Raw genomic sequence first — 22,826 nt, 5'->3', positions numbered from 1 at the left:
CCTGTTATCATTATTTATTTTTAGGCTTACTTCGTTCTTTATTATTATTATATGTTTGTAATTCATTATTAAGTGCTTCTATAATACTATTATATTTTGACTTAAAGGCACGCCTAGCCAGAAATCTTTGAACCAATAATGATATATATCCAAAAAATTTATCTGTCGACTGTTCTTCTTCAAACACTAATTTAGTTGTACCATCTTTTTGACCTTTGAAATTATAGGTTGATACGCATGTTGAAAAGCGTGTTGAAGTGGTAATCTGATACTTTTCATTTTTTGCATATCCAGTTATTTCAACAGTACATTGCACTGGAGCCGATCCACCAGTATTTATACTCTTTTCAATTTTACATCCTGTCGCATCTTCTTCTTTAAAATCTGAAAAATCTCTTTTTGCGTTCTTTATGAAAATATGAAACACATCTTCTACTGGATAGTTTAATATCCCAATAGCCTTCATTTTGGTTCCCCCTCTAATGAATATTCACTCTGCTAATTTACTGAAAAGTACTCTATGCCTATCGCTTCACGAACTTCACTCAATGTCTTAGCCGCTACTTCTCTAGCTTTATCACTACCATCTTTAAGCATCTTATATACTGAATCAATATCTTTTTCAAATTCGAGCCTTCTATTTCTTATTGGTTCTAATTCAGCTTGTAAAACTTCATTTAAATATCTCTTAACTTTTACATCACCAAGTCCACCACGTTTATAATGCTCTTTCATTTCTTCCACTGCGTTCTTATCAGTAGCAAAAACGTCTAAATAAGTAAATACAGTATTTCCTTCTACTTGTCCTGGGTCTTCAACTCTTATATGGTTAGGGTCCGTGTACATTGACATGACTTTCTTTTTAATTGTATCTGCATCATCTGATAAATAGATACAATTTCCTATTGATTTGCTCATTTTAGCTTTACCATCAGTTCCTGGCAATCTTCCTGCATTAGAACTTGGAAGCACGGCTTCAGGTTCAACTAAAACATCTCCATATATAGAATTAAAACTTCTAACTATTTCCCTTGTTTGTTCTATCATAGGTAATTGATCTTCTCCAACAGGAACTGTATCCGCCTTAAAAGCAGTGATATCTGCTGCTTGGCTTACAGGATATACTAGAAATCCTGCTGGTATACTATTTTCAAAGTTTTTTTGCTTTATTTCTTGCTTAACTGTCGGATTTCTCTCAAGCCTTGATAGTGTAACCAAGTTAAGATAATGCATTGTTAATTCATTTAATTCTGGTATTTGTGATTGTATAAATATATTAGACTTACTTGGATCAATTCCAACTGCCAAATAATCTAATGCCACTTCTTTTAAACTATTTCTTATCTTTTCAGGATTTCTTGCATTATCAGTTAAAGCTTGTTGATCTGCAATCATTATAAAACTTTCATACAATCCAGACTCTTGAAGAGTTACTCTATTTTTTAAAGAACCTATATAATGTCCAATATGTAACTTTCCAGTCGGTCTATCTCCTGTTAATATTATCTTCTTACCCATTAAAAATTCACTCCTAAACTGTAAAACTGATTAAACTTCTACTTTCGTTTTACTCTCAACAACTTCATTAATTATCTCTACTCTTTTTTCACCTAAAACATTGGCTATTTTGTTTGACATGCTTTTTTCCTTATAAATAGCATCTCTATTTGCATCAACTATTTTCATGATTCTTTCTTCCATTTTTTCATATGAAATTAAATCATCATGATATGTATCTACAATATCCTTTAAACATGTTGCTAACTCTCTTGGGTTTCTATAAACTGCTCTCATTTTTTACTCCTTAATACTAAAAAATAAATTTTATCTCATGTCCTTCTTTTTCACTACTTTCCTCTTTCCATCGTTAAGCAGAGAAATTTCTGACTTTAGATAGGCTCAACTAAGCTCAGCTGGAGTGATTAACACCATCTGATAAGTTTCACTTATAAAAGACTTCTTTATAATTTATATTATTACCTATTTATATGAATTTAGTAAATAAGTTTTGCTTTATTATATCATTAAATACAGTAAAATTCTACATTCCAAAACAAAGGCTACCTTAAAATTATAATTTTTAAGATAACCTATAAAATTACTTTGAAACTATTGCAATAATTATTTAATACTAATAGTAAAATCATTAGGAACTATCATCACAATACATTTAGCACGTTTAACAACATTTGTTGTTACTGATCCTATAATTCTATTTAAACCTCTTTTAGTAGATCTAGTCATAACGATTACACCTATATTTTCTTCATTTGCCTTCTTCACAATTTCATCTCCAGGATATCCAAAGGTAAAATACGTCTCAACCTTGTAATCTTTCATTTTTTCTTTTGCAGCTTCTAAAATTTCTTCACCCAATTCTTGAGCTAATTTTATTTCATCAGCAACTATCATTTCATTAATTAGTACTAATTCTTTGACATTCATTATTGTGATTTCAATTGTATCCTCGGGAAATATCTCTTTTACAAAATCCAAAGAATGCATACTTCTCTCTGTCCCATCTATCGGTATTAACACTTTCCTTTTATTCATATATACTCCCCCTTAAAATTCTCATTGTTATAGTATTCTACAACGTATTAATAATATCCTCTATTTTCTTATTTATTACATAGATAATTTTTCACTAAATTTACTTATTTAAATTTTATAAATTCACTTAATTTTTAAGCCCATTTTTTAAAGTTTAATCTAAAAATAATTAGTGTATACCTATATCTAAAAATTTAGATATAGGTATACACTATTCTTTACTTCTACTCAATAATTTCGCCGTTTCTTGAAATTGTCACTACTTGCCAAGGAATCATCTTTTCACTTGCCTTCAATGCATTTTTAACTGCGTTTTCTATTCCTCCACAACAAGGCACTTCCATTCTTACAACTGTAACACTTTTTATTTCATTCATATTCAAAATCGTTGTTAACTTTTCTGAATAATCACCTTCATCTAGTTTTGGACATCCTATTAATGTAATTCTATTTTTAATAAATTTGTTATGAAAATCTCCATATGCATAAGCTGTACAATCAGCCGCAATAAGTAAATTTGCATTATTAAAATACGCTGCATTTGGAGAAACAAGTTTAATTTGTACTGGCCATTGATTTAACTGAGATACTACTTCATCTGAATTTGTTTGTTTTTTTACTTCAATTTTATTATGATTCTTTAACATTTGGGCTTGTGAGCCAGGACATCCAAATGATATATTTTCGTTCTTTTTCATTTCAATCTTTTGTTGCTCCATTTTTCTCTTCTCCATATTTATTTTTACAGCTTCCTCATCATAAGGATCTGCTTCGCGCTCCTCAAAAGTAATTGCCCCAGTCACGCATGAAGGAAGGCAATCACCAAGTCCATCACAATAATCATCACGTAATAACTTTGCTTTTCCATCTATAATTCCAATAGCACCCTCATGGCAGGCACTCGCACAAAGCCCACATCCGTTGCATTTTTCTTCATCTATTTTAATAACCCTTCTTATCATAAAACTCTCCTCCTACACTAAATCTTCACCATATTTTAATATTAGTCATACATCATTAACTTAAATAATGTATTCTAGTAAATTACTCACTTTATGTATTCATTATAATTGAATACTAATAATAAATCCGTTTCATTTGATACAAATCCAAAAGAACCTTTGTAATTTATTGATTGTTAAAATAAAAAGTTGTTTCAATTAGAAAATATCTTTGAAACAACTCTGTTAATCTTATATTATATTTAACTTTATAATAACATATATTAAATTTCAGAATCAAGCTTTATAAATCAATATATCATATAGATACTCAAATTGCATATTTGGCTTGTAATTAAAGTAACTACCCATACTTATTAACTTTGAGTGTATCACTTTATTAGAAATAAGTAACATATTGTGTTTCGGTAAGTTATGCTTAAGTCTAAGTTACATGCCGTTTATCTACGTTGTTACTTAATTATATGAATTTTAAAGTATAGTTAAGTTTTTCATGCTGAAATCTAAGATTTTAGCTGAGTGAGTTAAAGCCCCTACAGATATATAATCTACTCCTATTTCTGCTATTTCTCTTATATTACTTAATTCCACATTTCCTGAAAACTCAGTTAGAGCTCTTCCCTCTATCATTTCTACTGCTTTTCTAGCTATATCTAAAGTCATGTTATCAAGCATTATGATGTCAGCTTCTGCCTCTAATGCTTCTTTTACCATTTCAATACTTTCCGTTTCTACCTCTATCTTTCTAACAAACGAAGAATTTTGCCTTGCAAGAAGCACAGCATTTTTTATTCCACCTGCTGCACTTATATGATTATCTTTAAGCATAATTCCATCAGATAGATTAAATCTGTGATTACAGCCTCCACCAATTTTTACTGAATATTTTTCTAGAATTCTAAGATTTGGTGTTGTTTTTCTTGTGTCTAATAGTTTTGTGCTTGTATGGCTCATCTCCTGAACAAATCTATTTGTTAATGTTGCTATCCCACTCATTCTCTGCAATAAATTTAATGCTATTCTTTCACCAATCAACAAGTTCCTTGTATTACCTTTTAAAAAACCAATTTTTTCTTTTGCATATACCTTATCACCATCATTTTTATAAATCTCTATCTCAACATTCCCCAATATATCAAATACTCTTCTAAATACTTCTAAACCTGCAACAATTCCATCTTCTTTGCATAATAGTTCAACTGTAGCAGTACTCTTTTCATCTATAATTGAATTTGTTGTTATATCTTCATTTGGTGCATCTTCGATAAGTGCATCCCGTATTATCTTATCTACAACTAAGTAGTTGATCATCTAACTTTCCTCCCCATTCCTGTATAACCCCTGTTACCAAATTTCTATTTTCATAGACCATTTCTTCTATGGATTTATTTAATTGTTCCACAGTAGAAACTTCTATTTCTTGTTTATCCACAGTACTGTTTATTAAATGTGCAGCCCTTCTGGAAAATACAAGCCCTTCAAGTAATGAATTACTTGCTAGTCTATTGGCACCATGTATTCCTGTGCAGCTTGTCTCTCCTACCGCATATAAATTTTTCATGGATGTTTGTGAGTTAATATTAACCTTTATTCCTCCCATAAAAAAGTGCTGAGCTGGAGATACTTTAATATACTCTTTTGTTATATTAGTTCCTCTTCTTAAACATTCCTCATAAATTGTTGAAAATCTATTCTTTATATAATCTTCACCTAAAAATCTTATATCTAAGTATACATATGGTGTCTCAGTTTCTTTTATTTGTTCATAAACAGCTTTTGAAACCACGTCTCTAGGTAAAAGTTCGTTTACAAATCTCTTACTATTAATATTAGTTAAGATTCCGCCTTCCCCTCTTAAGGATTCTGATATTAAAAATCTTCTTTCATTTCTTCCTTCTTCATAAAATGCTGTCGGATGAATTTGAATGTAATTAACATCCTTAAGTTCTATGTTGTGTTTTATTGCTGTTGCAATTCCATCTCCGGTTAATATTTTTTGATTTGTTGAGTTATTAAATAATCCACCTATTCCCCCAGTGGCAAGCACTACAGTTTTTGCATAAACATTTATCTGCTCGTTCTCTTTAATTAATATAGCCCCAATACATTTATTATCTTTTTCTATAATATCTACAAAAAAAGTATCTTCATAGACATGTATATTATCTTTTTGCTTTATTTTTTCAATTAGAATTTTTGCTGTACTTTCTCCTGTATTGTCTTTAGTATGAACTATTCTACTTATAGAATGAGCACCTTCTTTTGTGAAATTAAGACTACCATCTTCATTCCTATCAAATTCAAGTCCCATTTCTATCAAATTATTTATGTTATATACAGATTCAGCTGCTAAAACATTAACAGCTTCCAAATCATTTTCATACTTACCTGCTTTTAAAGTATCACTAACAAATAAAGGTATATCGTCTATACCTTTAGCCATAGATATTCCACCTTGCGCTAAATAAGTATTGCTGCAATTTAACTTATCTTTACATACAATTAAAATATTTAAATCGTCCCTTAAATTTAACCCACAATAAAGACCTGACACTCCTGAACCTACTATTAATACATCAACAAACCTGTTCATTGTTATTACCTAAATGTCTTTCGCATCTTCAGATGCTAATATGTGCATATTTTCCAATGATTTCAAAGCTTTTTTTCTAATATCTTCATTTAAAATCATTTCATTTTTTCCATTCAATAGAGCATCATATAAATTTTCAAGAGTTGTCTTTTTCATATCCTGGCAACATATTTTATCTCCAGGGATAAAGAAATCTTTATTAGGATTTTTCTTTTTCAATTCATGTAAAATTCCTTCTTCTGTTGCTATAATAAATTCATTTCCATCATTTTTAGTTGCATAATCTATAATTCCACTTGTACTTCCTACATAATCAGCAATATCTCTAATTTCTTTTGTACACTCTGGATGCACCAATACTTTCGCACCTTTGTGTTTTTCTTTTTCTTTTAATATATCTTCTCTGCTTATTTTATTATGACATCTGCAAAAACCATCCCATAATATAAATTCTTTTTCAGGAAAGAACTCCGAAATATATTCACCTAAATTTCTATCTGGTAAAAACATTATTTGTTTACTAGGTACATTTTTTAATATCTTTAGTGCACTTGAAGATGTTACAGCTAAATCACAATGTGCTTTTACATTAGCTGTCGAATTTATGTAGCATACAACATAAGCTTCTGGATACTTTTCCTTTAATTCTAATAAGGCCTTACCACTAGCCATATCTGCCATAGAACATCCTGCACTCGCACATGGCATCAGAACAGTTTTATGCGGCGATAGTATCTTCGCACTTTCTGCCATAAATCTAACTCCACAAAACATTATAGTTTCTTCGGTGCAATCTCTAGCTACTTCACTTAAATAATAAGAATCCCCCACATAATCTGCTAATTCTTGTACAAATCCTGGCTGGTAATAATGAGCAAGAATAACCGCATTCTTTTCTTTTTTCAATTTTAATATTTCTTTAACTAAATCTGCCCCCATATTTACACTTCTTTCTTTTATTATTTACAGGTGTATATACACCTGTAAATATAATTATATCACATAATTTCTCCTATTCAATAACAATGATAATAAACATATAATAGAACAAGGCAATATCTACTTTTTATCCAGCTAAAGTTCTTTAATGCCCTCGTGCAATAAAAAAGTTACTTTCAAATAATATTGAAAGTAACTACATATTATTATCTTAAATTTTCCATCATATTACTTAATTGATCTACAATATATACAGAATCCTGAATATTTAGTGTTACTGCTTCCATAGCTTTTGCTTGTTCCTTAGTTGTATCAAGAGTTATTTTAGAATTTTTGATAGTCCCTTGAACTGATTCCTGAATCTTAATTGTTAAATCAGAAATACTCTTTGCTGTTTCTTTTGAATTCTCCGCTAAATTTTTTATCTCTTTTGCAACAACCGAGAATCCCTTTCCTACTTCACCAGCACGTGCGGCTTCAATTGATGCATTAAGCCCTAACATTTTTGTTTGAGCTGCAAGGCTCTTTATAGAATCAAGTATTGCATTAATCTTTTCAGTAATCTCTCCTACTTGACTTATTTCACCATTTAATTCCTCTTGCTGAGATGTAATATTAGTTGCAGAAGCTGAAAGTTCTTCTATTGTAGCAGATACCTGCATAAAATTATTGCTTAATTTTTTCGTTAAAATATCTAAATTTAATTCATTATGACCATTTTTAGCAAGGGAGTTTACAACTAAAAACAATACACTTGCTGCTGCTTCAATATGTTTCATATCTACCCTGCCAACTTCATTAGCTGCGCTAACAAATGAATTAGGATCAACATTTATTTCTTTAGCTATTTGGATAACATTACTTTCTTTAGGGGCTTCGGTTAACATTTGCCCTCCTAGAACAGTTCCAATTAGTCTTCCTTCTATAATTATTGGTGCGGCAAAATCTACTAATCCAGCGTGACATAAACCTACATAAGGTTTTCCGGTTCTTGCTGCTTCTTCTCCCATCCTCTTATGAGATGCTGCACATCTATCATCTCCAATTTTAGTTGAATGAACGAATTTATCACAAAAAGTGGTATAAGAACTTGGATTAGTTACCGGATTCCCATCTTTATCTACAGTTACGCTCGCGCAATTCATAGCGAAAGCAAAATCATCCTGAAACTTCTGCAATAACTTAATATCAATTATATCTTTTATTTCCAAAGCCTCCATATCAAGTTCATTATTCTCTAATAATTTTATCATGAAAATCCCCCTCATTTTTTGTCTGTAAATAGACTTACGGTTATGCAAATATCAAAATGTCTAGAAATCTATGCTAAATTATAACATTTCTCTATAAATATCGACTTATTTCCATTCTACTTAAGATTTATTTTTTATAATTTATATGATTATTAACGGAATATATAAAATATTTTCTTTTAAAAATATTTTAATTTGTATATTGACATAAAATAACTGTCATTGTATTATTGTATTAACAACCTAGTACAGTAACACAATGATAAAATTTATGAAGGAGTGAGACTATGTCATGGAATTTTAATGACGATAGACCAATTTACGTGCAGCTTATGGAACAAATTCAACTTAGAATAGTTTCAGGCATATATAAGGCGGGGGATAAATTACCCTCAGTTAGAGAGATGGCAGCTGATGCAGCTGTAAATCCTAATACAATGCAAAAAGCATTAACTGAATTAGAACGAACAGGTTTAGTATTTAGTCAAAGAACAAGTGGTAGATTCATTACGGAGGATATTAGTATGATAAAAGATATAAGAAACGGTTTAGCAAAAGAGCAAATCGAAAAATTTCTCTTCAATATGGAGAAAATAGGTTATACAAAACAAGAGACAATACAACTTATAGAAGTTATATCAAAGGAGATGAAATAATGAGTAATGTTGACAATAAAATCTTGTATAATTCTAATGAAACTGATACAATCTCTGCTTATAAAAATGACAGCCTGGATAATAGCCCTATTTTAGAATGTAAAAATTTATTTAAAACTTATGCTAATGCTGAAGCCTTAAAAGGTATAAATTTAACAGTTAATCGAGGAAGAATTGTTGGGCTTTTAGGACCTAATGGCAGCGGGAAAAGTACGCTTATAAAACTTGCAAATGGCCTTTTAACTCCATCAAGTGGAGAAATTCTAATAGCAGGAAATAAACCTGGTGTAGAAACAAAAAAGATTGTATCTTACTTACCAGAAAGAACTTATCTAAATGATTGGATGAAAGTTTCTGATATTATTAATTTCTTTAAAGATTTTTATGATAATTTCAATCCTGAGAGAGCATATAACATGTTGGCAAAATTAAATATCAATCCTAATGATAAATTAAAAACTATGTCAAAAGGAACAAAAGAGAAAGTTCAACTCATCTTGGTTATGAGTAGAGAGGCAGATTTATATTTACTAGATGAGCCTATAGCAGGTGTAGATCCAGCAGCTAGAGATTATATTTTAAATACAATCATAACTAATTATAACGAAAATGCTACTATTATTATCTCTACTCATCTTATTTCGGATATTGAAAGAATATTAGATGATGTAGTATTCATTTCTTATGGAAATATATTCTTAACTAAAAGTGTTGATGAAATTAGAGAAAGTGAAGGAAAGAGCGTTGATGCTCTATTTAGGGAGGTATTTAGATGTTAGGAAAATTGATGAAATATGAGATAAAAGCTACTGGTAGAATACTAATACCACTTTATATAGCATTATTAGCCTTTGCCATTATAAATAAAATCTTTATTGGAACTGGTTTTTCAAATAAACTTGACGGCTTTGGTGGAATACCATTTATTCTAAGTATCTTTGGATATGGCTGTACTATGGCTGCTGTGTTTATAGTAACTTTTTTTGTAGTAATACAAAGATTTTATAAGAACCTACTTGGAGATGAAGGATATTTAATGAATACTCTTCCTGTAACTACTATTACCAATATTATAAGCAAACTTTCAATTGCGACTTTTTGGAATATAATAAGCGGGATCATCGCAGTGCTTTCAATAATCATCATGGCATTTGATCCTAGTGGATTTGCCAGATTCTTTTCTGAACTTTCTCATGGCTTTTCAGAAGCTTATACGGAGTTTGGAGGACAAATTTTTATTGTAATACTTGAAGGTCTTATTGCTATCTTGGTTCAATTCATTAAATTTATTACTATGATTTATGCATCAATATCAATTGGTCACTTATTTAGCAAGCATAGAATTCTTTCAGCTTTTGGCGCTTTCATAGTATTAAATTTAATTACAACAGCAATTTCATCAATTGTAGGCATCACTTTTTCATTAAGTAATTGGAATCCATTTAATAATATTCACTCTTTCGGTCCAGTTCATTTACTTTTAATAGGTGTAATTATTATTAACTTAATATTCTTTGCTGCCTATTTTATAATAACTCACTATATATTGAAGAATAAATTAAACTTAGAATAGGTAAATTGATTAGTAAATCCATTGAAAAATAAAAAACTCCCGACTATAGATATTAAATCATTGTCGGGAGTTAATTTTAATTGTCCATAAATCTTGATAAGAATTCGCGAGTACGCTTATTTTTAGGATTATTAAATATAACTTTAGGGGTGTCATCTTCAACAATAACTCCCTTTTCCATAAATACTGTTCTAGTAGATACATCTCTTGCAAATGCCATTTCGTGGGTTACTATAATCATAGTCATCCCTTCACTTGCAAGTTCACGCATAACTGCTAAAACTTCTCCTACCATTTCTGGGTCTAGAGCACTAGTTGGCTCATCAAATAACAAGACTTCCGGCTCCATAGCAAGTGCACGAGCGATTGCTACTCTTTGCTTTTGCCCTCCAGAAAGTTGATGAGGCTTTGCATTTATGTATGGGGCCATTCCCACCTTTTTCAAATACTTCATTGCAATATTATTTGCATAATCCTTGTCTTTCTTTAATACTTTAGTAACTCCAATCATGCAGTTATCAAGTACTGTCATATTACTAAATAAATTAAACTGTTGGAATACCATTCCAACTTTTGCCCTGTAGCTAGTTATTTCTTTACGTTTACTTAATATATTCTCTTTGTCATGTAATATTTCACCTGAAGTAGGGGTCTCTAGCATATTGATACATCTAAGAAGGGTTGATTTTCCTGATCCTGATGCTCCAATAATACAAACTACATCTCCTTGATTTATTTTAAAATCAATATCTTTTAAAACTTCGTTATTTCCAAAAGTTTTTCCTAAATGGTTGATTTCTAATATAGGAGAATTGCCATTCACATTTTCGATAGCTTCCATTATTGTTTCCCTCCCTTGATTTTAATAGTTGAACTATTTTCAGTAATTTCTCCTGACATATAATCACTTGTTACTAATTTATAGCTATCCGGCCCGTCCATTTTCTTCTCTATAAAACGTAATAAGCGAGAAACAGCCAAATTCATAACAAAATAAATTACACATATTATAAAGAATACTTCAAAGTATTTGTAATAAGCACCTGCAGCTGACTTACCTGCGAAGTATAGCTCTGTTACAGATATTACGTTCAATACAGATGTATCCTTAATATTGATAATTAGGTTATTACCTATTTGAGGCATAATATTCCTCAATGTTTGAGGAAGTACTATATATAGCATAGTTTGAAAATGTGTCATTCCAATTGCCTTTGCACCCTCGGTCTGCCCCGGATCAATTGACGCTATACCACCACGAACAGTCTCTGCCATATATGCTCCTGTATTAATTGAAACAACTAACAATCCTGCTGCCAATGGAGACATATCAATGCCGAATACCTCCATAGCACCATAAAATATAACCATAGATTGTACAATCATTGGTGTGCCTCTAAAGAATTCTACATAAGCGGTCAATATCCATTGCACACCTTTTAAAAGACCACTTTTAATTTTATTAGCTTCAGGATTTACCTCAATAGTTCTTACTATACCTACCAAAAAACCAATAATACACCCGGCTATCGTACCAATCACAGCAATTAAAAGTGTATATAATGCTCCTTGTATAAATAAAGTGCCATACTGTTGTAAAAGATACCAAACCCATTGAAAAAATCCCTCTGGTAAATTTGATGTCATATTATTTTCCACCTCACCAAAAATATATTTTACCATTTGAAATATCTAATTAAAAAAGGAGGCTAATACATATAAACCTCCTCTTTATTTATTATTAGTATTATTTTGATAATGGTTGAACTTTTATAGCCTCTTCCATCATTTTATTACGTTCTTCTTCTGAAATTTCTGAAAGTGCTTTATTTATCTTGTCAGTTAATTCTTTGTTTCCTTTTTTAATCGCAATTCCCATGTTAACATCTTCATCAGAAGCTTTAAATCCTTTATCACCTTGTAAATCAAGCATAACTAAATCTGGATTCGAGTAAGCTGCTGCCATAGCTGTTGGCTTATCTACTGCAACAACATTTACCTTTCCTGATGAAAGTGCAACTATTAATGATGGAACTGTATCCATAGCAGGCTGAATATTAGCATCTGGAATTTGCTTTAACATGTCATACCAAACTGTATTTAATTGAGATGTACAAATTGCTCCCTTTAAATCTGCAATGCTTTTTGCATTTTCATAAGCAGTACCTTTCTTAGTAAGAGCCACAATATTAGCTTTATAGTATGGATCAGAAAAATCTACAGTTTGCAAACGTTCAGCTGTGATACTTTGACCTGCTATTGAGACATCAATTTTTCCTGAATTTACTCCCGGAACTAATCCATCCCATTCCATTTTATTTATTTCGACTGTGTAACCTATTTTGTCAGCAATTTTTTTAGCCATCATAACATCATAACCATTGGCATATTCATTGCTTCCTTTAATTTTAACTGCTCCATTAGCATCATCTGTTTGTGTATAATTGAATGGCGCATATGCAGCTTCCATTCCTACACGTAGCACTTTTTCATTACTTGCATTCTTAGAACCACAACCTGCTAATACACCAACAGTTGCAACACATAAGACCCCAGCAATTATTTTTTTTAATCTTTTCATAATGTATCCCCCTATATTTAATTTTCTAAAAAAATAAGTCAACCTTCCTTAATAAAGTTGACCCCATTGTCAATAACAAGCATTTCTATACTGAATTATACTCGCAGCCTATATCGTTGTCAATTAAAATACTTTTGGTTGATTTTACTAAGCATTTGTTAAAATATTCATCAATACATTAATAATATATCAACTAAACCGCTTTGTTCTTATTTCAGTAAAAGTGATATATTTTTAATTTTTATATTAAAAAATTAAAAATATTGACATAACTCCAGTTATATTAGATAATTATATGTGAAATAATAGATAGATAACTAAGATAGAGGCGCGAAATTTAAAAGTAGTATTGCGGAGGTAAGCTTGATGATGTGATACGAAAGGATCTTTCGCCGAAGTAAATAGTTAATTGCTTTAATACTATTTGCTGGGCTTATGTAAAATATGCATAAGACTGTCACGAATTATTTTGTGGAGAGCTATTTTCAATGTAATTATACGATGGTTTATAATATTTTTTATAGAATATATAATTTTCGTATTTATGTCATGAGTATGCTCTCATGGCTTTTTTTATTTTTATAATGTTTATATTATCTTAGTTGCTTACCTATGGAATTATAAAACCATACTGGAGGAGAAAAAATGGGTGAACAAAATAACGAATTAAAAAGAAGCTTAAAAGCAAGACATTTGAATATGATTGCTATAGGCGGATCTATCGGTACTGGTATATTTCTTGCTATGGGTGATACTTTACATCAGGCTGGACCTGGTGGTGCACTTGTAGCTTATGCATTAGTCGGAATAATGGTGTATTTTTTAATGACAAGCTTAGGGGAGATGGCAACTCATATGCCTATTCCAGGATCTTTTAGTTCCTATGCTAATAAATTTATTGATCCTGCACTTGGGTTTGCACTTGGATGGAATTATTGGTATAACTGGGCAATAACAATAGCAGCTGAAATGGTTGCTGGTTCTTTGTTGATGAAATACTGGTTCCCAAATGTAAACGCGCTATATTGGAGTATATTGTTTTTAGCAATTATAGTAGGATTAAACATTTTATCATCAAAAGCATATGGTGAATCAGAATACTGGTTTGCTGGAATTAAAGTTGTTACTGTTCTTGTATTTATTGTAATTGGTGTTTTAATGATCGTAGGAATAATGGGCGGAGAACAAATAGGATTCCATAACTTCACTCTAGAAGATGGGCCTTTCCATGGAGGAATTACGTCTATATTCTCTATATTCTTAATCGCTGGTTTTTCATTCCAAGGTACAGAACTTATAGGAATTGCTGCTGGTGAGAGTGAAGATTCTGAGAAAAATATACCTAAAGCTATAAAATCAATATTTTGGAGAATATTAATATTTTACTTAGGAACAATAATTGTTTTAGGCGCAATAATACCATTTACTGAAGCTAGTCTTGATACCAGCCCATTTACAATGGTATTTGAAAGAGCTGGTATAGCAGGTGCTGCTTCATTGATAAATGCGATTATATTAACTTCTGTATTATCTGCTGGTAATTCTGGTATGTATGCATCAAGTAGAATGCTTTATGCGATGGCTAAAGAAGGTATGGCACCTAAAGTTTTTGCTAAAACAAATGAAAGAGGCGTGCCTGTAAATGCTGTACTTTTAACTACATTAATTGCTTCTGCCTGCTTTTTAACAGGTTTATATGCAGAAAGTACCGTTTACGTTTGGTTAGTTGCGGCATCTGGTCTTGCTGGATTTATTGCCTGGGTAGGGATAGCAATATGTCATTACAGATTTAGAAAAGCATATGTTCACCAAGGTAAAGACTTAAATGACTTAAAATATAAGGCTAGCTTATATCCATTTGGTCCTATATTAGCATTATTAATGTGTATTATTATAATAATAGGTCAAGGATATTCATATATTACTCCTGAGGCGATTGATTGGAATGGATTAATTGCAGCATATATAGGCCTTCCTTTATTTATAATATTATACATAGGTTATAAGGTTAAATACAAAACTAAAGTTATTCCTTTAGATGATGTTGACGTAAGTTATTCTAATAAAAAATCTGCATAAATATATAATTTTTGTATGTGTATATATCCAAGCAAAAATTATATTCCATAATAACAAAAAAATGAGAGTACCAAAATAGCTTTGGTTACTCTCATTTTTTTATATAGGCTATTCATTAATTATATAAGGTACGGTAATAATTACTACATTTCTCATCTTTAATATAGCTCTTCGAAGTAGAATCGATGTTTGATTATGGAGAGCTTGATGCCACCATTTATGTATAATAAATTGAGGCATTACTACTGTTATAACTTCATGGGTTTTTAGCTGTTTATGTTTCTCTTCCACATAAGCAAGCAATTTTTCATTGACATTCCTATATGGTGCATTCTCTATTATGAGTGGCGCTCTTATTCCTAATCTATTATATTTTTCAATTAATTTTTTAGTTATCTCTTCATCTGTACTCACGTGATAAACCTCTATATTTTCTCCAACTGTTAAAGCATAATTTAAACTCTTAATAAAAGATTTATTTATTGTTTGGACCGGAACAATAACATATTTAGTTATAGCTTCCCTTACAATTAAACTTTCTAAATCTGTTTCAATTCTTAAATTTTCCCTAACTTTTGTATAATGCCTTCTAACCCTAAGCATTCCTACTACTAAGATTGGTATACATATAAGTACAACCCATGCACCATGTTTAAATTTCTCAATTCCGATTATTATGCATGTTACTGCAGTAACTGTGGCCCCTAATCCGTTTATAAAAGCTTTATGCCTCCAATTTCCTTCTCTGCTCTTTGTCCATTTCTTAAACATCCCAAACTGTGATAAAGTAAATGATATAAATACTCCGACTGCATATAGAGATAACAATACATGTGTACTTCCGTTAGCAATATAAACTAAAACTGAAGATGCTAGAAATAATAATACTATACCATTGGAAAAACTTAATCTAGTTCCTCTTTTGCCAAGCTGTCTTGGCACATATCCATCTTTAGCTAGTATTGAAAGTAGTAAAGGCAAATCTGAAAATGCAGTATTAGCCGCAAGTGTTAAGATAACAGCAGTTGTAGCTTGTACGACAAAAAACATTAGGCTGTTCTGACCAAAAACCTGAATAGCTATTTGTGCTATTACTGTAATATCTTCCCCTGGTGACGCTTTATACATTGTTGAAAGATATGATATTCCACCAAATATAAGAAAAACAATGCAGGCAAGTGTGCCTAATACGACTTTAGCATTCCTTTGGGCTGGATTCTTAAAATTTGGTATCCCATCACTTACTGCTTCTATTCCTGTTAGAGCTGTACACCCTGAAGAAAAGGCTTTTAGGAATAACAATAAAGTCAAATCTCCAGTAGCTTGAGGTATTGTATACAATTGCACTGGATTTTCTTTTAACACCAAAACTTTGAAAATTCCTGTTATTATCATAATCATTATTGAAAATATAAATAAATATGTTGGTACTCCAAAAAACTTTGATGAATCCCTTATTCCTCTTAGATTACCTAGTGCGATTAGACCAATTACAAAAATGGCTATTAACGCCTGATGTGGTAATAATGCTGGAATTGCTGATGTGATTGCAGCTGCTCCCGCACATGTACTAACAGCGACAGTTAGAAGATAATCTATTATTAAAGAAGATGCTGCTACAAGACCAGGCAATTTACCTATATTTTGACTCGCAACAATGTAAGATCCTCCTCCATGGGGAAAGCTATCGATTATTTGCCTATACGAAAATACAATTATCCCTAATAGTATCGTAATGGAAATAGCTATTTCTATCATTGATGCATACGCACGCATACCAAGTACAGGTATAAGGACTAGTAATATTTCTTCACTAGCATAAGCCACTGATGAAATAGCATCGCTCGATAATATCGGAAGACCCCACAAAACATTAAACTTTTCTTCTGCTAATTCAGTAGTTTTAAGAGCCCTTCCTATTAATAGTGATTGAATTTTTTTAAACATAGTTATTCCCCCATAATATTTAAAACTAACCTCATATTATAAAATCACTACCTAATAATAAAAATGAATGTATTTTCCTTTTATAGTAAGTATTACAATAATACAGATTATATTCTTATTAATGTTTATTGTAAATATCTCAGTGGATCACTAATACGTTTTCATTCGAATTTATTTTCCGACTTTTTTTCTATGGTTTGCCTAATGCTTTGTATTATTCTATTCTAAACTTACTTCTTAAATAATTATTGAATAAATTTTTAATAAAATAAAAATACCTTTAGGCATTTCTTACATTTAGAAATACCTAAAGGTTATATTAATTGTTAATTCAAATTATATGAATTATTAAATTTAGAATTCTATTTTAAGAACATTGCCATATCATCTTCAACATTTGTGATTCCACCTATACCAAAGCTTTCTACTAAAACTTTAGCTACATTTGGTGAAAGGAATGCTGGAAGTGTTGGTCCTAGGTGAATATTCTTTACTCCTAAGTATAATAGTGATAAAAGAACTATTACAGCTTTTTGTTCATACCATGCAATATTAAATGCTATTGGTAATTCATTTATATCTTCAAGGGCAAATACTTCTTTAAGTTTTAATGCAATTACTGCTAGTGAATAAGAATCATTACATTGTCCTGCATCTAAAACTCTTGGGATTCCACCAATATCTCCTAAATCTAATTTGTTATATTTATATTTTGCACAACCCGCTGTTAATATAACAGTATCTTTTGGAAGAGCTGCCGCAAAGTCTGTGTAGTATGATCTAGCTTTTTGTCTACCATCACATCCTGCCATAACAAAGAATTTCTTTATAGCTCCAGTTTTCACTGCTTCTACTACTTTATCAGCTAATGCTAACACTTGATTGTGAGCAAATCCACCAACGATTTCTCCTTCTTCTATTTGAGTCGGAACTGCACATTTTTTAGCTTGTTCAATAATTGCTGAGAAATCTTTCTTTCCGTTTTCATCGGCAGCAATGTGAGCACATCCTTCAAATCCTGCTGCACCTGTAGTGTACATTCTATCTATATATCCATCCTTTTCAGTTGGAGGCACTATACAGTTAGTAGTCATAAGGATTGGTCCATTAAAGCTTGCAAATTCTTCTTTTTGCTTCCACCATGCATTTCCATAGTTTCCTACTAAATGAGAATATTTCTTTAATTGTGGATAGTAATGAGCTGGTAACATTTCAGAGTGAGTATAAACATCTACTCCTGTTCCTTCTGTTTGAATTAATAATTGTTCTATATCTTTTAAGTCATGACCTGATACTAATATTCCTGGATTCTTACCTACTCCAATATTAACCTTAGTTATTTCTGGGTTACCGTAGCTTTCTGTATTAGCTTTATCTAATAAAGCCATTCCATCAACACCAAACTTACCTGTTTCCAAAGTTAATCCAATATATTCTTCTACTGACACTTTATTATTAGCAGTTTGTGATAATGCTTTTTGCATGAATGCACAGATATTTTCATCTTCATATCCTAAAGCATTTGCATGTTTCATGTATGCAGATAATCCTTTTAATCCATAAGTGATAAGCTCTCTTAAGCTTCTGATATCTTCGTTTTGAGTAGATAATACTCCAACTGATCCAGCTTTAGCTTCCATCTCGCTTCTAGTCTCCGCTTTCCATAAAGCAGCTTCACTTAACTCTTCCTTATTACCTAATTTTGCTAATAATTCTTCTTTTAAGTTTAAAGTTTCTTGTATTCTTCCAAAGAATATTTCATTATCAAAGTTAGCATTAGTTATAGTAGTGAAAAGATTCATAGTTACCATTGTATTGATAGCTTTTGATACTTCTATTCCTTCTTCTCTAGCACTAGTTGCTACTTCTGATAATCCTCTAGTTGTATATATTAATAAGTCTTGTAGCATAGCAAGTTCTGGAGTCTTACCACATACCCCTTTTACAGTACAGCCTGTACATCCTGCTGCTTCTTGACATTGAAAACAAAACATTTTATTATCCATATTAAAATCTCCTCCACACACTTAATTTTTATTAAATAAATTTTTATTAATTTCTATATCAGTTAGGTACATTCCCTCGAATCACCTTATGAACCTATTTTACATTGAAATCATAAAATACTCTGTTTCATTTGTTACGAGTAATAAATCTTTTGGAATTATTTTTATAAATACATAAAAATAACCTAGAATTCATGTATACTCTAAGTCATCACAAGTTAAAGTTGTTATGATGGACTAAAAGTAAAGCAATGATCAACCGAAATAGAATACATATATGTTCCACAGGGCTATGAAAAATCTCACTGGGTATATCTAAATAGAAAGTTGCACCACTCCTGCATGTTCCTGCGACAAGCGCATGACAAGCAAGAGTGGAACAACTTCCTATTAAGATATACCAGCAGCTTATTTTTCAATGCCTGCTCCACATATATGTATTCTATTTCTTTGTATTACGCTTAATTTAACTATCTTGCAAATATTTCCAACTCAATTATAAGCTTGTTATTATAAGAGTACAAACTTTATTAGTGATTGTAAATAATCTCTATCAAAGGTATTACTTATCTGAGAAATAAAAAATACTTGCATTAATATATTCTTATCTTAAACTTACTACCAAACAAAGAACGGGAATATATGTTTTTACAGAGTGTTCATAAGAAGATTTTGCTGGCCGTTATTCTAGATTATAAGTTGTTCCAAATGTGCTTGTTCAAAAGCGTAGTCTTTGAAGCAAGCATTTTGGATGCAACTTATAATCTTAGAATAACCCAGCAAAATCTTCTAGGAACCGGAGTAAACACATATATTCCCGTTCGATTGTCTGGCAGTAAACTTAAATTGTCCTATACTGCAAGTATTTTTATATTTCAAATGATTCGCAATACCTTTAATTCTAGCAGAAATGTATTCCGCTCCAATAAATGCGTTCTTTAATGATAGTTTTCTCTGGGAATTCTATTCCTTCTAGAGCCCATTTTTTATATTCTTCAAATCCAACTCTATCAATTATATATCCTATATGCTCTTTACCACCTGGTGCATCTTTATCTATATATTCTTCAACGAATTTATAAGTATTTAAAATTATTTTAGTGATACTTTGTTCATCTGCCCAGATTAAGAAGTCTTCAGCAAGACGTGGATTTTTCTTACCTGATCTACCCATAAGGACTAACTTATAATATTTTTCCTTACTTCTTGTCCACGCACTCGTTGGACAATTAATTACGCATTCACCACATCCAATACACTTTTCTTCATTTCTTACAACTTTATAATTTACAAATTCAAGTGCACCTACTGATTTTTTCTTACAAGCCTTTACACAAGCTCCGCAACTTACACATCTATTGATGTCATATTGTGGTTCTGTCATTCCTATTATACCAAAGTCATGTGTTCTTGCTTTTATGCAATCATTAGGACATCCTGTTAATGCTACTTTAAAATGTAAGTCATTTGGGAAGATAGCTTTTTCTATTCTCATAGCAAAGTCTGATGTATTGTAATTTGCATAGGGACAAACATTGTTACCTACGCATGCTGCTACATTTCTAGTTCCAGCTGCTGTATATCCTTTTCCAGGAATCTCTTGATTTATATCTAATTTTTCAATAATAGGCTGTAATAATTCATTTACCTTATCCATGTCTTCAAACTTTATGCCAGGTACTTCAAAACCTTGACGTGTTGTTATATGAACTGTACCATTTCCGTACTTTTGTGCAATCTCTTGTATTTTCCCAAGTAAATCTGCATCCATATGTCCACCTGGGATCCTAATTCTAGAAGCAGTTATTCCTCTTACTTTAGTAACCCTAAAAGCATTTTTTTTGATTTTTTTAGTATTTAAATCCATTGACTTAACTCCTCCTAATCTATTAGAGATTTACCTTTTGAGTAGTTGAAAACAGGTCCATCTAAGCAAATGTATGTATCATCTATTTTACAATGTCCACATTTACCAATTCCACAGCACATTTTTCTTTCTTGTGAGATCCAAACATTGTTTTCTTCTATTCCACGTTTCAAAAATTCTGCTACTGTAAATTTCATCATGATAGGAGGTCCTACCACGACAACTACTGCATTTTTAATATCTTTAATTTGAAGTTCAGGTATGTATTTTGTAACCATTCCAACGTTACCTTCATATCCTTCTTCTGCACCATCTACTGTTAGAATAAGATTAATATTCTTTTTCCACTCTTCAATATCATCTTTAAACAAAATATCCTTTGGTGATTTAAAACCTGCAATTAATGTGAAGTCTTTTGCATCCGATGAATTTTTAGAGAAATAATCTACTATTCCTTTAACTGGTGAAAGTCCAGTTCCTCCGGCAACAACAACTACTTCTTTGTCTTTGTAGTTTTCAATCTCGAATCCATTTCCATACGGTCCTCTTAAAAATAATTTATCCCCAACATAGTTATTAAATATTTCATTAGTAACTTTACCAACTCTTCTTATAGTTAAGTCAACAGTACCTTCCCCTATACCACTTACCGAAATAGGCGCCTCGCCAAACTTTGGAAGAGATACTTCAAAGAATTGTCCTGGTTTTACATCACCGTTAAATTCCATACGAAAAGTGTATTCTATTTCTGTATGTTTAATTACTTCTTTAATTTCTGATAAAAAAGGAATATATTCATTTTTACTCATTGTCTGCCACCTCTTTCATACCATCTTTTAATTTATTCACGCAGTTAGAGAACGATATATATTCTGGGCAGATATCATCACATCTTCCACATCCAACACACATGTGGTATCCCCATTTCTTTTTGTAATCATATACCTTATGTAATACCTTAAAACGCATACGTTGTCCTTTATCTAATCTAAAGCTGTGTCCTCCAGCCATATCTGTATACCCGTCTACATGGCAAGATGCCCATACTCTTCGTCTTTCACCAGCTTTACCATTATCAGTATAGAAAATATCCTGCATTGTAAAGCAAGTACATGTAGGACAGACAAAGTTACATCTTCCGCAAGCAATACAACGAGCACTGTATTCTTTCCACATTTCTGATTTCATAACATCTAAGGAAAGATTATCTGGTATAGAAACCTTTACACTATTTTCAGTTACAAAGTCTGGATTAACATCTAAAGTTTCATCATTTCTAAATATACTTTCTAAAACCTCATCCTTAACATCTACATATACATTATCAGCATCTACTTTTAAGTATGCATTATATTCATCATTTTTATTTGTTTCCATACTTACACAAAAACAATTTTCAAACGAGTTTTCACACCCCATTAAAATAAACTTTGCATTTTCTCTTACTCTCTTATAATAATAATCTTCTTGTCCATTTCTTAAATAAATATCATCCATACGTTTTACTGCATGTAAATCACAACTTCTTAAGAAAATAATAGCACCTTTTTTAGGAGCATCTGCTTCCTTTATAGAATCCTCTGTGAAGTAGAAAAGTGTTTGGGAAATAGGAAGTAATACTTCTTTATATGAATATTCCGCTTTTTTATCAAAAACAATTTCATCTATTGCATTTATTTCACCATAACGAATTCTATCTGTATCTGAAAAAGTACCTTGTCCTTCGAATGTCTTAGGGGCATATATTACATATTCTTTTGATAAATCTTTAATTATATCATTTATGTTTTTCTTACTTAATTTATATCCCATTTTCC

21 protein-coding genes and 1 riboswitch are annotated in these 22,826 nt (G+C 31.1%); of the genes, 4 read left to right on the top strand and 17 right to left on the bottom strand.

Annotated features, from left to right (window positions below):
* Window positions 1-10 precede the first annotated feature (10 nt).
* The 9 genes from D2A34_RS05505 to D2A34_RS05465 all read right to left on the bottom strand — a co-directional run bounded on the left by D2A34_RS05505 (window position 11) and on the right by D2A34_RS05465 (window position 8,300).
* Entirely contained in the window at window positions 11-466 is a 456-nt protein-coding gene (locus D2A34_RS05505) for a DUF3284 domain-containing protein (RefSeq protein WP_079439292.1), read from the bottom strand.
* Between the two features lie 32 nt (window positions 467-498).
* Window positions 499-1,518: a tryptophan--tRNA ligase gene (trpS, locus tag D2A34_RS05500; protein WP_079439293.1), complete on the bottom strand. Its 1,020-nt coding sequence runs from the start codon at window positions 1,516-1,518 to the stop codon at window positions 499-501.
* 30 nt (window positions 1,519-1,548) lie between these two features.
* Window positions 1,549-1,794 (bottom strand): TIGR04540 family protein, encoded by a 246-nt coding sequence (locus D2A34_RS05495; RefSeq protein WP_079439294.1) that lies wholly within the window; start codon window positions 1,792-1,794, stop codon window positions 1,549-1,551.
* 327 nt (window positions 1,795-2,121) lie between these two features.
* The gene (locus tag D2A34_RS05490; RefSeq protein ID WP_079439295.1) at window positions 2,122-2,553 is read right to left on the bottom strand and encodes a universal stress protein; all 432 of its coding nucleotides are present in this window, start codon (window positions 2,551-2,553) and stop codon (window positions 2,122-2,124) included.
* A gap of 224 nt (window positions 2,554-2,777) precedes the next feature.
* On the bottom strand, window positions 2,778-3,515 hold the full coding sequence (locus D2A34_RS05485) for an ATP-binding protein (RefSeq protein ID WP_079439296.1): 738 nt from the start codon (window positions 3,513-3,515) through the stop codon (window positions 2,778-2,780).
* 471 nt (window positions 3,516-3,986) lie between these two features.
* Entirely contained in the window at window positions 3,987-4,823 is an 837-nt protein-coding gene (gene nadC, locus D2A34_RS05480; RefSeq protein WP_341467241.1) for a carboxylating nicotinate-nucleotide diphosphorylase, read from the bottom strand.
* The gene (locus D2A34_RS05475) at window positions 4,801-6,108 is read right to left on the bottom strand and encodes an L-aspartate oxidase (protein WP_079439298.1); all 1,308 of its coding nucleotides are present in this window, start codon (window positions 6,106-6,108) and stop codon (window positions 4,801-4,803) included. The genes nadC and D2A34_RS05475 overlap by 23 nt, the downstream gene beginning before the upstream one ends.
* A gap of 9 nt (window positions 6,109-6,117) precedes the next feature.
* Entirely contained in the window at window positions 6,118-7,047 is a 930-nt protein-coding gene (gene nadA, locus D2A34_RS05470; RefSeq protein ID WP_079439299.1) for a quinolinate synthase NadA, read from the bottom strand.
* A gap of 206 nt (window positions 7,048-7,253) precedes the next feature.
* Window positions 7,254-8,300: a PocR ligand-binding domain-containing protein gene (locus tag D2A34_RS05465; RefSeq protein WP_079439300.1), complete on the bottom strand. Its 1,047-nt coding sequence runs from the start codon at window positions 8,298-8,300 to the stop codon at window positions 7,254-7,256.
* A gap of 287 nt (window positions 8,301-8,587) precedes the next feature.
* Between D2A34_RS05465 and D2A34_RS05460 the strand changes: the two genes are divergently transcribed.
* The 3 genes from D2A34_RS05460 to D2A34_RS05450 all read left to right on the top strand — a co-directional run bounded on the left by D2A34_RS05460 (window position 8,588) and on the right by D2A34_RS05450 (window position 10,529).
* The gene (locus D2A34_RS05460; RefSeq protein ID WP_079439301.1) at window positions 8,588-8,956 is read left to right on the top strand and encodes a GntR family transcriptional regulator; all 369 of its coding nucleotides are present in this window, start codon (window positions 8,588-8,590) and stop codon (window positions 8,954-8,956) included.
* 74 nt (window positions 8,957-9,030) lie between these two features.
* The gene (locus D2A34_RS05455) at window positions 9,031-9,735 is read left to right on the top strand and encodes an ABC transporter ATP-binding protein (RefSeq protein WP_169896780.1); all 705 of its coding nucleotides are present in this window, start codon (window positions 9,031-9,033) and stop codon (window positions 9,733-9,735) included.
* Window positions 9,729-10,529, top strand: coding sequence for an ABC transporter permease (locus D2A34_RS05450; protein WP_079439303.1), 801 nt, complete (start codon window positions 9,729-9,731; stop codon window positions 10,527-10,529). The genes D2A34_RS05455 and D2A34_RS05450 overlap by 7 nt, the downstream gene beginning before the upstream one ends.
* A gap of 76 nt (window positions 10,530-10,605) precedes the next feature.
* Here the strand turns inward: D2A34_RS05450 and D2A34_RS05445 are convergent, their stop codons facing one another.
* The 3 genes from D2A34_RS05445 to D2A34_RS05435 form a co-directional block, all read right to left on the bottom strand.
* Window positions 10,606-11,370: an amino acid ABC transporter ATP-binding protein gene (locus D2A34_RS05445; RefSeq protein ID WP_079439304.1), complete on the bottom strand. Its 765-nt coding sequence runs from the start codon at window positions 11,368-11,370 to the stop codon at window positions 10,606-10,608.
* On the bottom strand, window positions 11,370-12,176 hold the full coding sequence (locus D2A34_RS05440; protein WP_079439305.1) for an amino acid ABC transporter permease: 807 nt from the start codon (window positions 12,174-12,176) through the stop codon (window positions 11,370-11,372). The genes D2A34_RS05445 and D2A34_RS05440 overlap by 1 nt, the downstream gene beginning before the upstream one ends.
* A 100-nt stretch (window positions 12,177-12,276) precedes the next feature.
* The gene (locus D2A34_RS05435) at window positions 12,277-13,110 is read right to left on the bottom strand and encodes a transporter substrate-binding domain-containing protein (protein WP_079439306.1); all 834 of its coding nucleotides are present in this window, start codon (window positions 13,108-13,110) and stop codon (window positions 12,277-12,279) included.
* 315 nt (window positions 13,111-13,425) lie between these two features.
* Window positions 13,426-13,600, top strand: a riboswitch (Lysine riboswitch).
* 155 nt (window positions 13,601-13,755) lie between these two features.
* Here D2A34_RS05435 and D2A34_RS05430 point away from each other — a divergent pair.
* Entirely contained in the window at window positions 13,756-15,189 is a 1,434-nt protein-coding gene (locus tag D2A34_RS05430) for an amino acid permease (protein ID WP_119365983.1), read from the top strand.
* A 108-nt stretch (window positions 15,190-15,297) separates the two neighbouring features.
* Here D2A34_RS05430 and D2A34_RS05425 read toward each other — a convergent pair whose 3' ends face one another.
* From D2A34_RS05425 to asrA, 5 genes are all read right to left on the bottom strand, one after another.
* A complete protein-coding gene (locus D2A34_RS05425; protein ID WP_119365982.1) occupies window positions 15,298-17,136 on the bottom strand; it encodes an APC family permease in 1,839 nt (612 codons plus the stop codon).
* A gap of 362 nt (window positions 17,137-17,498) precedes the next feature.
* Entirely contained in the window at window positions 17,499-19,142 is a 1,644-nt protein-coding gene (gene hcp / locus D2A34_RS05420) for a hydroxylamine reductase (protein WP_119365981.1), read from the bottom strand.
* 901 nt (window positions 19,143-20,043) lie between these two features.
* Window positions 20,044-21,009, bottom strand: coding sequence for a sulfite reductase subunit C (gene asrC / locus D2A34_RS05415; RefSeq protein ID WP_119365980.1), 966 nt, complete (start codon window positions 21,007-21,009; stop codon window positions 20,044-20,046).
* A gap of 14 nt (window positions 21,010-21,023) precedes the next feature.
* On the bottom strand, window positions 21,024-21,818 hold the full coding sequence (gene asrB / locus D2A34_RS05410; protein WP_079439311.1) for an anaerobic sulfite reductase subunit AsrB: 795 nt from the start codon (window positions 21,816-21,818) through the stop codon (window positions 21,024-21,026).
* Window positions 21,811-22,821: an anaerobic sulfite reductase subunit AsrA gene (gene asrA / locus D2A34_RS05405; protein ID WP_119365979.1), complete on the bottom strand. Its 1,011-nt coding sequence runs from the start codon at window positions 22,819-22,821 to the stop codon at window positions 21,811-21,813. The genes asrB and asrA overlap by 8 nt, the downstream gene beginning before the upstream one ends.
* Window positions 22,822-22,826 lie beyond the last annotated feature (5 nt).

Source organism: Clostridium chromiireducens (assembly GCF_003575225.1).
Classification (GTDB): Bacteria; Bacillota; Clostridia; order Clostridiales; family Clostridiaceae; genus Clostridium; species Clostridium chromiireducens.
The sequence above is the reverse complement of the archived record's forward strand: the minus strand, read 5'-3'. Positions and strand labels throughout refer to the sequence as shown.

Coding starts and splice junctions, on each gene's coding strand:
- D2A34_RS05505 (WP_079439292.1), bottom strand. CDS start 466: ATGAAGGCTATTGGGATATTAAACTATCCAGTAGAAGATGTGTTTCAT.
- trpS (WP_079439293.1), bottom strand. CDS start 1,518: ATGGGTAAGAAGATAATATTAACAGGAGATAGACCGACTGGAAAGTTA.
- D2A34_RS05495 (WP_079439294.1), bottom strand. CDS start 1,794: ATGAGAGCAGTTTATAGAAACCCAAGAGAGTTAGCAACATGTTTAAAG.
- D2A34_RS05490 (WP_079439295.1), bottom strand. CDS start 2,553: ATGAATAAAAGGAAAGTGTTAATACCGATAGATGGGACAGAGAGAAGT.
- D2A34_RS05485 (WP_079439296.1), bottom strand. CDS start 3,515: ATGATAAGAAGGGTTATTAAAATAGATGAAGAAAAATGCAACGGATGT.
- D2A34_RS05475 (WP_079439298.1), bottom strand. CDS start 6,108: ATGAACAGGTTTGTTGATGTATTAATAGTAGGTTCAGGAGTGTCAGGT.
- nadA (WP_079439299.1), bottom strand. CDS start 7,047: ATGGGGGCAGATTTAGTTAAAGAAATATTAAAATTGAAAAAAGAAAAG.
- D2A34_RS05465 (WP_079439300.1), bottom strand. CDS start 8,300: ATGATAAAATTATTAGAGAATAATGAACTTGATATGGAGGCTTTGGAA.
- D2A34_RS05460 (WP_079439301.1), top strand. CDS start 8,588: ATGTCATGGAATTTTAATGACGATAGACCAATTTACGTGCAGCTTATG.
- D2A34_RS05450 (WP_079439303.1), top strand. CDS start 9,729: ATGTTAGGAAAATTGATGAAATATGAGATAAAAGCTACTGGTAGAATA.
- D2A34_RS05445 (WP_079439304.1), bottom strand. CDS start 11,370: ATGGAAGCTATCGAAAATGTGAATGGCAATTCTCCTATATTAGAAATC.
- D2A34_RS05440 (WP_079439305.1), bottom strand. CDS start 12,176: ATGACATCAAATTTACCAGAGGGATTTTTTCAATGGGTTTGGTATCTT.
- D2A34_RS05435 (WP_079439306.1), bottom strand. CDS start 13,110: ATGAAAAGATTAAAAAAAATAATTGCTGGGGTCTTATGTGTTGCAACT.
- D2A34_RS05430 (WP_119365983.1), top strand. CDS start 13,756: ATGGGTGAACAAAATAACGAATTAAAAAGAAGCTTAAAAGCAAGACAT.
- D2A34_RS05425 (WP_119365982.1), bottom strand. CDS start 17,136: ATGTTTAAAAAAATTCAATCACTATTAATAGGAAGGGCTCTTAAAACT.
- hcp (WP_119365981.1), bottom strand. CDS start 19,142: ATGGATAATAAAATGTTTTGTTTTCAATGTCAAGAAGCAGCAGGATGT.
- asrC (WP_119365980.1), bottom strand. CDS start 21,009: ATGGATTTAAATACTAAAAAAATCAAAAAAAATGCTTTTAGGGTTACT.
- asrB (WP_079439311.1), bottom strand. CDS start 21,818: ATGAGTAAAAATGAATATATTCCTTTTTTATCAGAAATTAAAGAAGTA.
- asrA (WP_119365979.1), bottom strand. CDS start 22,821: ATGGGATATAAATTAAGTAAGAAAAACATAAATGATATAATTAAAGAT.